10 protein-coding genes are annotated in these 9628 nt (G+C 63.5%); 7 read left to right on the plus strand and 3 right to left on the minus strand.

Translation table 11 applies throughout. From position 1 onward, the window contains the following. Positions 1-7 precede the first annotated feature (7 nt). Positions 8-1021 carry an inorganic phosphate transporter gene (locus tag ACH0CP_RS11630; protein ID WP_294444116.1) on the plus strand — a complete coding sequence of 338 codons (1014 nt, stop codon included), beginning with the start codon at positions 8-10 and terminating at the stop codon, positions 1019-1021. A 24-nt stretch (positions 1022-1045) separates the two neighbouring features. Here the strand turns inward: ACH0CP_RS11630 and ACH0CP_RS11635 are convergent, their stop codons facing one another. Further along, complete coding sequence (locus tag ACH0CP_RS11635) at positions 1046-1348, minus strand: polyhydroxyalkanoic acid system family protein (protein ID WP_294444118.1); 303 nt, start codon at positions 1346-1348, stop codon at positions 1046-1048. After that, positions 1348-1791 (minus strand): VOC family protein, encoded by a 444-nt coding sequence (locus ACH0CP_RS11640; RefSeq protein ID WP_406888900.1) that lies wholly within the window; start codon positions 1789-1791, stop codon positions 1348-1350. The genes ACH0CP_RS11635 and ACH0CP_RS11640 overlap by 1 nt, the downstream gene beginning before the upstream one ends. Before the next feature lie 194 nt (positions 1792-1985). On the opposite strand from ACH0CP_RS11640, the gene lnt reads away from it, so the two are divergent. Then, positions 1986-3512: an apolipoprotein N-acyltransferase gene (gene lnt, locus ACH0CP_RS11645; RefSeq protein WP_406888899.1), complete on the plus strand. Its 1527-nt coding sequence runs from the start codon at positions 1986-1988 to the stop codon at positions 3510-3512. A gap of 55 nt (positions 3513-3567) precedes the next feature. Next, positions 3568-4779: a methionine adenosyltransferase gene (gene metK, locus ACH0CP_RS11650; protein ID WP_406888551.1), complete on the plus strand. Its 1212-nt coding sequence runs from the start codon at positions 3568-3570 to the stop codon at positions 4777-4779. Positions 4780-4795: 16 nt separating this feature from the next. On the opposite strand, the gene ACH0CP_RS11655 is transcribed toward metK, so the two are convergent. Then, a complete protein-coding gene (locus ACH0CP_RS11655) occupies positions 4796-5428 on the minus strand; it encodes a phosphatase PAP2 family protein (protein WP_406888549.1) in 633 nt (210 codons plus the stop codon). 62 nt (positions 5429-5490) lie between these two features. Between ACH0CP_RS11655 and ACH0CP_RS11660 the strand changes: the two genes are divergently transcribed. The 4 genes from ACH0CP_RS11660 (at position 5491) to ACH0CP_RS11675 (ending at position 9595) form a co-directional block, all read left to right on the plus strand. Beyond that, positions 5491-6171 (plus strand): tRNA (guanosine(46)-N(7))-methyltransferase TrmB, encoded by a 681-nt coding sequence (locus tag ACH0CP_RS11660; protein ID WP_294444121.1) that lies wholly within the window; start codon positions 5491-5493, stop codon positions 6169-6171. A 151-nt stretch (positions 6172-6322) separates the two neighbouring features. Next, positions 6323-6901, plus strand: coding sequence for a polysaccharide biosynthesis/export family protein (locus ACH0CP_RS11665; protein WP_294444122.1), 579 nt, complete (start codon positions 6323-6325; stop codon positions 6899-6901). Between the two features lie 117 nt (positions 6902-7018). Then, positions 7019-8290: an outer membrane beta-barrel protein gene (locus tag ACH0CP_RS11670; protein WP_406888546.1), complete on the plus strand. Its 1272-nt coding sequence runs from the start codon at positions 7019-7021 to the stop codon at positions 8288-8290. Positions 8291-8344: 54 nt separating this feature from the next. Further along, positions 8345-9595, plus strand: a complete 1251-nt coding sequence (locus ACH0CP_RS11675) for a GumC family protein (protein WP_406888544.1) — start codon at positions 8345-8347, stop codon at positions 9593-9595. Positions 9596-9628: the final 33 nt, after the last annotated feature.

Consider the following 9628-nt stretch of genomic DNA (forward strand, 5'->3'; position numbering starts at 1 on the left):
GACGACCATGCATGAGCTCGCGCTCCCGCTTCTGATCGGCCTGATTATCGTCGCGCTGGCGTTCGATTTTCTCAACGGCCTTCACGATGCGGCCAATTCGATCGCGACCGTCGTCGCGACGCGATTGCTATCCCCGGTCAAGGCGGTGATCTTTGCCGCCTTTTTCAATTTCGCTGCATATTTCCTGACGCTTGCCTTTCCCAGCCTCCACGCGGTCGCAGAAACGATCGGCAAGGGGCTGATCGACCAGAACGCGGTTACGCCCGCAGTGATCTTCGGCGCGCTGGGCGGCGCGATGTTCTGGAACGTGGTGACCTGGCGGAAGGGTATTCCTTCTTCATCGAGCCACGCGCTGATCGGCGGTCTGGTTGGTGCAGGCATCACGCATGCGGGCGTGAACAGCGTGCAGCTCGGCGGCCTGACCAAGACTCTGGCGGCCATCGTCATCTCGCCGACGCTGGGCATGATCCTGGCGATGTTCGTGATGCTGGCGAGCAGCTGGGCGCTGCGGCGTGCGACCGCGAACAAGGCGGAGCGCAGCTTCCGTTCGCTCCATCTCATCTCATCCGCCGCCTATTCGCTGAGCCATGGCCTCAATGACGCGCAGAAGACGATGGGGATCATCACCGTCCTGCTGTATTCCACGGGCTATCTCAGCGGCGAATTCGAAGTGCCGCACTGGGTGGCGATCGCCTGCTACGTGGCGATATCGCTCGGCACGCTTTCTGGCGGGTGGAAGATCATCGAGACGATGGGCTCGCGCATCACCAAGCTGTCGCAGCACCAGGGGTTCAGCGCCTCGACCGGCGGATCAATCGTGCTGTTCACCGCGTCGGCGCTCGGCATTCCCGTGTCGACCACGCATACGATCACGGGTGCGATCATCGGCGCCGGCGTTGCGCGGCGCACCTCGGCAGTGCGCTGGGGCACGGCGAGCAGCGTGGTGATCGCCTGGATCATCACCATCCCGGCATCCGCCGTGGTGGGGGCCGGCTTCTACGCGCTGACGCTGTTGTTCTGATCCGGGGCGGACGCGCCGCCGCTGCTATTCGAGCAGCTTCGGCGCTTCCTTCTGGAGCTTCGCGCGGATCTTATCGGAGAACATCGCCAGGAACGCGGGCAGTTCGAAGGTGGCGTGCACCTTCGCCTCGAACACGTCGAGCCGCGCCGCAACGCGCTGCCCGAGACCCTCGACGGTGAAATGAAGCGTATCGCGATCCCAGCGATGCTCGGTCACGGCGCCGCCGGGGATGAAGTCTGCCAGTTTCCCGAAGCTGCTGCCGATCCGCTCCTTGGCGGCGGCGACGCCGAGCTGGTGGGGAATATCGACCTCGATCGGGGCAGTCATCAATACGTCTCCTTCGCCGCGAACGCGGTCGCGAACAATTGCGCGTCGTCTGCAAACGCCTTGAAATCAAGCGCGTTGCCCGAGGGATCACGGAAGAACATCGTGGCCTGCTCCCCCGGCTGCCCCTTGAAGCGCACGTGCGGCTCGATCCCGAAGCTGATTCCCGCGGCGGCGACACGGTCGGCCAGTGCCTGCCAATCATCCATCGTCAGCACGACGCCGAAATGGGGAACCGGCACGTCATGACCGTCCACCGGGTTGCTGGCACCCGCCGGCCGCACCGCCTCGTTGAGGTGTGCGACGATCTGGTGGCCGTAAAAGTCGAAATCGATCCAGCGGTCGCTCGACCGGCCTTCGCGGCACCCAAGCACGTCACCGTAGAAGGTGCGGGCCTCGGCAAGATCGTGAACGGGAAAGGCGAGGTGGAATGGCCTGAGTGTCATGGCCCGGTGATACACCGTGTGGATGTGGCCGTCACCCGCCACGAAGCTTGCGATCGGCACGCGGGATCATACCTGAGGGAGGGGCGGCTTGCCGGGGGAGGTGCGCTGCTTCAAGGGTTTTGCATCCTGCCCTTGCGGCATTGTTCCGGCGCGCGCCGCTGACGCTGAGGTTTCGGTTGTCGTTCTTGTCTCGATTGTCTCGCAAGCCTGCTCTTCTGTCGCTGCTGCTGGGTGTGGCCGCGGCGTGCGGCTTTGCGCCGTTGCAGCTGTGGCCGCTGACCGTCGCGTCGCTCGCGCTTTTCATGTGGCTGATCCACCGCGCGCCAAGCGGCAAGGCCGCACTGTGGCAGGGCTGGACCTTTGGCGTTGGCCACTTCACGATCAACAACAACTGGTTCCAGCACGCCTTTGATTTCCAGGACAAGATGCCGCCGGTGCTGGGGTACGCCGCACCGCTGGCGTTGGCGCTGTACCTCGCTGTTTATCCGGCTGCTGCTGCCTGGGTTGCCTGGCGCTTTCGCCGGCCGCGCATTGATGCCGGCTATGTGCTGATCTTCGCCGCGGCGTGGATCGTGGCGGAGTGGCTGCGCAGCGTGATGTTCACCGGCTACGCCTGGGATCCGCTCGGCGTCATCTGGGTGCCGGTGCAGCCGGTCGCAGCGCTGGCGGCATGGATCGGCACCTATGCGCTGTCCGGTCTGACCGTGCTGGGCGCAGGATTGCTGCTCCTCCTGCCGCTGCGCTGGGCCGCGGTGGCCGGGGTTGTGGCCGGCGCGATTCTCGGCGGACTGCAACTGGTTAGCTATCGCGGAATCGACGCGCCGGCCAAGCCTGACGCGCTGCGCGTCCGCGCGGTTCAGCCCAACGTTCCGCAGGACGAGCGGGGCGAGAGCGATGGCGAGATGATGCTCGCCAAGCTGTCTGAACTGTCCGGCAGGCCGGGCGCGGCGCCGCGCCTGGTGTTGTGGCCGGAAGGGGTGGTCCGCGACTATTTCGAGGATGGCTATCCCGACTACGCCTATATGAGCGACCCGGTCTGGCTGCGCTGGCGCATGGCGCGGCTGCTGGGGCCGCGCGACCTGTTGATGACAGGTGGCACGGCCTTGCAGTTCGACCAGATGGGCAGGGCAGTTACCGCCACAAACTCCGTGTTTGCCGTCGATCATCGTGCGCGGATCGTGGGCCGCTACGACAAGGCGCACCTTGTCCCCTACGGCGAGTATCTCCCGATGCCGTGGTTGCTGAAGCCGATCGGGCTCGATCGCCTGGTGCCGGGATCGATGGATTTCGCGGAAGGGCCGGGGCCGCGTGCGCTCACCGTGCCGGGCTTCGGGCCGATCGGCATCCAGATCTGCTACGAGATCATCTTCTCCGGCCAGGTGGTGGATCGCGCCAACCGGCCGCGTGCCTTGTTCAACCCGTCCAACGATGCCTGGTTCGGTAAATGGGGCCCGCCGCAGCATCTGGCGCAGGCGCGGATGCGGGCGATCGAGGAAGGGCTGCCGATCATCCGAGCAACGCCAAACGGTATTTCGGCGGTGATTGGAGCTGACGGGCGCCTGATCGGCACCGTGCCGCACGAGACCGCGGGGGCGATCGAGGTGCCGATGCCGGAGCCGCTGCCGCCGACCCTGTTTTCTAGGCTCGGCAACTGGCTGGCGGTGATCGTGGCATTCGGTCTTGCTGCCGTGGCCATTGCCATCCGACGTCGCGCGGACTAGGGACATATAAAGCTATCTTTATATCGTTATCTCACCTCATTCAGGCGGAGTGAACATGCGCCAGTCGTACCTCTTCACCAGCGAATCGGTCTCCGAAGGCCACCCGGACAAGGTTGCCGACCAGATTTCCGACGCGATCGTGGACCTTTTCCTGTCCAAGGATCCTGAGGCGCGCATCGCCTGCGAAACGATGACCACCACGCAGCTGGTCGTCCTGGCGGGCGAGATTCGCTGCAAGGGCGTCTACGAGAACGGCGCCTGGGCGCCGGGCGCGGAAGAAGAGATTGAGGCGACCGTGCGCAATACGGTGAAGCGCATCGGTTATGAGCAGGAGGGCTTCCACTGGAAGACCTTCCGGTTCGAGAACAACCTGCATGGCCAGTCCGTACAGATCGCGCAGGGTGTCGACGCGAGCGGCAACAAGGACGAAGGCGCGGGCGACCAGGGCATCATGTTCGGCTTCGCCTGCGACGAGACGCCGGACCTCATGCCGGCGACGCTGTATTACAGCCACCGCATCCTGCAGCGCATGGCCGACGATCGTCACTCGGGCGCGGCGCCGTTCCTGGAGCCGGACGCCAAGAGCCAAGTCACGCTGCGCTTCGAGGACGGCAAGCCGGTCGCCTGCACCGCGATCGTCGTGTCGACGCAGCATGCCGCCGGCTATGACAAGGGCGACAAGGAAGCCGAGCTTCACGCTTATGTGAAGAAGGTGGTGGCCGATGTGCTGCCGGCGGAGCTGCTGTCCGACGCGACGGTCTATCACATCAACCCGACCGGCAGCTTCGAGATCGGCGGCCCGGACGGCGATGCTGGTCTGACCGGCCGAAAGATCATCGTCGACACCTATGGCGGCGCGAGCCCGCACGGCGGCGGCGCGTTCAGCGGCAAGGACCCGACCAAGGTGGATCGTTCGGCGGCGTACATCACGCGCTATCTGGCGAAGAACATCGTCGCGGCCGGCCTTGCCAAGCGCTGCACGATCCAGCTCGCCTATGCGATCGGCGTCGCCAAGCCGCTGTCGCTCTATGTCGACACGCACGGCACCGGCACGGTGGGCGACGACAAGATTGAGGCGGCGATCGCCGGAATCGAGAAGCTGGGCGGCATGACGCCGCGTGGCATCCGCACGCACCTGGGCCTCAACAAGCCGATCTATGAGCGTAGCGCCGCCTACGGCCACTTCGGTCGTCAGGCCGAGGGTGACTTCTTCCCGTGGGAGAAGCTGGACCTGGTTGAGGATCTGAAGGCCGCGCTACAGGCGTGACAGCCGGAGCGCATCCCTAGCTGGGATGCGCCTCCGCCTCGGCAATCGCGCGTTGGTCCGCGCGATTGCCGAGCGCCGACAATATTGCGCGCTCGGCGAAATGCAGGGCTGCCCCAGCCACGGCATCGGCCGTCCAGCCGATCGCTGCTCCGACCAACACATCACTTGGATAGTGGGCACCGCGCGGCAGTTGCGCTGCCGCAATGCCTGCCGCCCAACTTCGCGCCGGACCGGCGAATTGCGGTGCTTCGTGAGCGATGGCCTCGGCCACGCTAACCGCGCCGGCCGTGTGGCCCGAGGGAAAAGAGTTGAAGTCGGTGTCGCTCGCACCCTCGGCTGCCTTGGCGCGGTGCCTGCCGTCTTTCAGCGCCCGACCCGGCCGCGTGCGATCGATTGACTTCTTCACGATCGTTTTCGCACCGGTGGCAATTGCATGTGCAAGCAGCATCCGCGCGCCAGTGCGCGTGACCTTCGGTTCACGGAGGACCAGGCCGGTGCCGAGGGTGATGAGTGAGATGGCGACGAGCGGCGGCTGATCCGCGACCTCGCTTGCGGCGCCCAGAGCCGCGACTGGCGTGCGATGACGCGCGGCGGCGACGGAGCCTACCAGTTCATGTTCTGCGTCGGCAGCTTTGGTCGCTTTTCCCATGGGCGATGAAACGGCAGCGGCGTGACTTTGCTCCCGCCCGTCATGTCGCTATCGCGCCGGCGATGAACGATCCAGTTACCATCCGTCGGCTTTACGGCCGGCGCCAAGGCCATAAGTTGCGCGACGGGCAGGCCGCGCTCGTCGAGGAATTGCTGCCGAAGGTCGAAGTGCCGCAATCCGGCCCGCTGGATGCTGAGGTGCTCTTCGGGGCCGCACGCCCGTTGCGGCTGGAGATCGGTTTTGGGGCCGGGGAGCATCTCGCAGGGCAGGCGTTGGCGGCGCCGGAGACGGGCTTCATCGGGTGCGAGCCCTTTCTGAACGGCGTCGTCGGCGCCTTGGGCCACATCCGCGATCAGAAGCTGGATAATGTCCGCCTGCACATGGGCGACGCGCTGACGGTGCTGGAGCGATTGCCGGATGCGTCGCTGGATGGCGTCTACCTGCTTCATCCCGATCCTTGGCCCAAGGCGCGGCACGCGAAGCGCCGCATGATCAACCACGGCCCACTCGACGTGATCGCCGCCAAACTGAAGCCGGGCGCGGAGTTTCGCCTCGGCACCGATGATCCGACTTATTGCCGATGGTCGATGATGGTGATGGGACAGCGGCGGGATTTCACCTGGACGGCCAAGCGCTCAGCCGACTTTCTCGAGCGACCGGCCGATTGGCCGCAGACGCGCTACGACCAGAAGGCGCGCCGGCACGGGAAGGAGGTCTGGTACTTCAGGTACCTTCGGGTGTGAACGGTCGGCTTGCCAACCGCAGATCGTGAGTGCACGGGTGTCCGTCCCTTGTATATTCTTTGGCCCACGTCCTTCTTCCGTGTTCGTTGTCTTAGAGCAAAGTCTATGCAAGACAAGCCGCTGACCATTTACTACAATGCTCAGAGGTTTCATGCTCCATCGGGTGGCGTTCATTTTCGGTATCTTTCTGATGCTCGCGTCATGCGCTGAAAAGGGCGACGGTCCTGTATTTTCCTCGGGCGATCGCTACGGCGGGCCGACCGATATGGTGAGAGACTACACGCTGGAGACTGGCGATCGTGTTCGCCTGACCGTCTTCAACGAGCCGAGCCTGACAGGTGAGTTTTGGGTAAATCCGGATGGCTTTCTCTCGCTGCCGCTGATCGGCAACGTGAAGGCGAGCGGGCGGACCGTAAACGAGATTTCATCCGAGGCAACGGCGCGCTTCGGTGACGGTTATCTGCGTAGTCCGCGGTTGGCGATGGAAGTTTCGGTATTTCGTCCGTTTTATATCCTGGGGGAAGTTTCGGAGCCCGGACAGTATCCGTACGTGTCTGGACTGACGGCGATGAACGCGGTTGCTACAGCCAAGGGATTCACCCCGCGTGCCAATCGCGACGTCATACGTATTCGGCGGCAGGGCGGAAGGGGGGAAGTCAATTATCGCCTTACATCCGAGCTTATGATCTATCCTGGCGACACCGTTCGCATCGGTGAACGTTTCTTCTGATCAGTGATACGACGATGACTATTAACAAGTTCATCTTGTGCTGGCCGAAAAATCTCTGCAGAGAGGTTGGAGCTATGGGGGCATCGGAAGTTGGCGTTCAGGCGCGCGCTATTCGTCATGGCGATTGCTGGTGGCCAGTTCGCGCCATCTATAGCTGCGGCGCAGGACGGCCTCGTAGTACAACCCGCGATCCCGCAGGGGTTTGATCGCGATCGAAATGTGAGTGTGCTGTCGCGGGCGAGACCATCCTATTCCGCGCTCGGCATTAGTTTCGGCGACTTGCTGCTTTATCCTGAAGTGGAAACAGGCGCCGGCGCGACGAGCAACGCTTATCTGACCGACCGGAACCGGGCCGAAGCGGCTTTCGCGTCGATGAAATCCTCACTTCGCATTGCATCGGCTTGGTCGCGACATGCGATCGGCGCGAACGCGAGCGTAGCCCGGCGGAGTTTTATTGGTCAGTCCCGGCGGAATGAGCGGACGTGGAACCTCCAGGCGAACAGTGAGGTCGAGTTAGGAAGGACCTTCTCCATTCTGGCCGAGGCGCAGTCCACGCGGGAGATCGAGAACCAGTTCTCGGGCGAGGTGAGCAGCCCGGTAGCTGCACTCTCCCGATTTCGGCGTGACCGCACGGCTGTGAGGGCAGAATATATCTCAGGGAGGGTCCGCATCTTCGGCGTGGCCGATCATGCGGAATTCCGGTTCAGCCCTGTGCCGCTGCTGGACGGAACATTGCGTGATCAGCAGAACCGCAACCGCGAGGTTTCACGTCTCACCGCACAGTTCGAATATGCACGCACACCTAGCGCCTCGCTGTTCGCGCAGGCGGGATATACCGACATCATATTCCCGCGGCGGCATGGTTCCGCGTCGCGGCTGAATTCGAAGGCGGTGTGCACGCTTGTTGGTGCCAACGTCGATCTGGCGGGGCGCGCCCGGGGTACGGTGGGGTTCGGGTACAGCATCCGTGACTATCCCAGTTCTTTGCTCGGCCGTGTTCAGGGGATTGTAATTGAAGGTCGCGTCGAGCTGTTTCCAAGTGAGCGGCTGACGATCACGACCAATGCCCAGCGGACGATAGAAGACTCGACCGGTGGAAATCTGGATCCGCGGCCCTTCTGGGACAATCGAGCATCGTTGCGTGGTGACTATGAGCTTCTTCACAACCTGATCATATCAGGCGCCGTGGACTTTTCTCGGCAAGCTTTCATGGGTCTAGACCAGCGGAGTTCGATCTTCCAGGTCGGCGGAATTGGGCGATTTCTTGTGTCTCGCCGTCTTAGCCTCGAAGGAGCCGCCAGTTACGCTCAGCGCAAGTCAAATGAAGCGGACAGGAAAGACGCGCCCAGTGAGGCCCGGATTCAGGCCGGTTTGAATTTTCACATTTAGTTTCGATGATACACTCGAACCGTCTCGCGGTTCACGATCGAAAGCCAGACGAGCATGGATGCCCGACACGAAGCGGACGAATATGAAACGCGGCTGGCAGATGTCATCAGCATGGTGCGCGATGCTATCCGGCGTCGATGGCAGGTCCTCGTCGCTGTAACGGCGCTCGTGTTTGCAGCAGGCGCGGTGCTCGTGTCCTCCATGACACCGCAGTACACGTCAGTCGCGAAGATCCGGCTTGATCCCGCGCGCAATCCGCTTGCCAGCAATCCGAACCAGACGAGAGCCGAACTGACGCCAGAGGCGATCGAGACTGAAGTCACAGCGCTTCAATCGATGGACTTAGCGCGCTCGGTCGTGCGTTCGTACAAGCTGGGCAGCGATCCGGAGTTCACGGAGCATCTTTCCGACGAGCGCGCCTCGACAATCCTCACCAGCGACGCGGGCGCGAACGCTTGGGCGACGGCGGTTCTTGATCATCTGAATGTAGATCGAGAGAAGCTTACCTATGTCCTGAACGTCCGCTTCACCTCGGCCGACCGAGTCAAGGCTGCCACGCTCGCCAACGCGTTTGCCGATGGCTACATTAAATCGCGGATGAGCAACAAGGTCGGCACGGCCGCTCGGCAAAGTCAGTGGTTCCAGCAGCGCCTCGACGAGCTCGGCAAGGAAGCGCGCGACGCGGAGGCGCGAGCGGCGGACTTCCGCGCTCGCGCAGGCATCGTGGAGAGTAGTGGCACGAATAATTCTGCCGGCACCATCGCTGATCAGCAAGTGGCGCCGGTCGCAGGAAGCCTTGCTGCGGCCGAGTCCGATGCAGCGGCAGCGCGGTCGAACTTGGCCGCGGCTCGCGCCCAGGTGGCACGGGGCGGGCTGGATGCAGTATCGGAAGTGCTAGGCTCGCCGGTGGTCGCCGACTTGCGTCGCCAGCGGGCAGAAGTGCTTCGCAGCAAGGGCGAAGTGGAAGCTCGATATGGCGAGCGCCACCCGGAAAGCATCCGCGTTCGCGAACAGTTGCAGCAACTGGATGCCCAGATGCAAGCGGAAGCCGGGCGCGTCATGGGATCGCTTCAGGCCATGGCGGCAGCGGCGGAGGCACGTGCCGAGAGCCTGCGTTCGTCGTTGAAGGGGCTTGAGGTTCAGCGGGAGCGCACGACCCGTGACACGGTCGCCGCCGCGAGCCTTGAGCGTGAAGCAGCGGCAAAGCGCGCGCTCTTCGATAAGATGTCGCAAATGTCGCTGGAGAGCATGCAGGCGGCGCTGTCAGTCGTCAGAACATTCGGCACAGATCGCGGCGTAGATTAGCGGAGTGCGGGCCTCGTCCGGAGGTTGATGTTA

The organism is Sphingomonas sp. 179-I 2A4 NHS (assembly GCF_045369135.1).
Classification (GTDB): Bacteria; Pseudomonadota; Alphaproteobacteria; order Sphingomonadales; family Sphingomonadaceae; genus Sphingomonas.

Excerpts from the sequence above, each read along its gene's own strand:
- ACH0CP_RS11675 (WP_406888544.1), top strand. The coding sequence starts at position 8,345 with ATGGATGCCCGACACGAAGCGGACGAATATGAAACGCGGCTGGCAGAT.
- ACH0CP_RS11660 (WP_294444121.1), top strand. The coding sequence starts at position 5,491 with ATGAACGATCCAGTTACCATCCGTCGGCTTTACGGCCGGCGCCAAGGC.
- ACH0CP_RS11640 (WP_406888900.1), bottom strand. The coding sequence starts at position 1,791 with ATGACACTCAGGCCATTCCACCTCGCCTTTCCCGTTCACGATCTTGCC.
- ACH0CP_RS11635 (WP_294444118.1), bottom strand. The coding sequence starts at position 1,348 with ATGACTGCCCCGATCGAGGTCGATATTCCCCACCAGCTCGGCGTCGCC.
- ACH0CP_RS11630 (WP_294444116.1), top strand. The coding sequence starts at position 8 with ATGCATGAGCTCGCGCTCCCGCTTCTGATCGGCCTGATTATCGTCGCG.
- ACH0CP_RS11665 (WP_294444122.1), top strand. The coding sequence starts at position 6,323 with ATGCTCCATCGGGTGGCGTTCATTTTCGGTATCTTTCTGATGCTCGCG.
- metK (WP_406888551.1), top strand. The coding sequence starts at position 3,568 with ATGCGCCAGTCGTACCTCTTCACCAGCGAATCGGTCTCCGAAGGCCAC.
- ACH0CP_RS11670 (WP_406888546.1), top strand. The coding sequence starts at position 7,019 with ATGGCGATTGCTGGTGGCCAGTTCGCGCCATCTATAGCTGCGGCGCAG.
- ACH0CP_RS11655 (WP_406888549.1), bottom strand. The coding sequence starts at position 5,428 with ATGGGAAAAGCGACCAAAGCTGCCGACGCAGAACATGAACTGGTAGGC.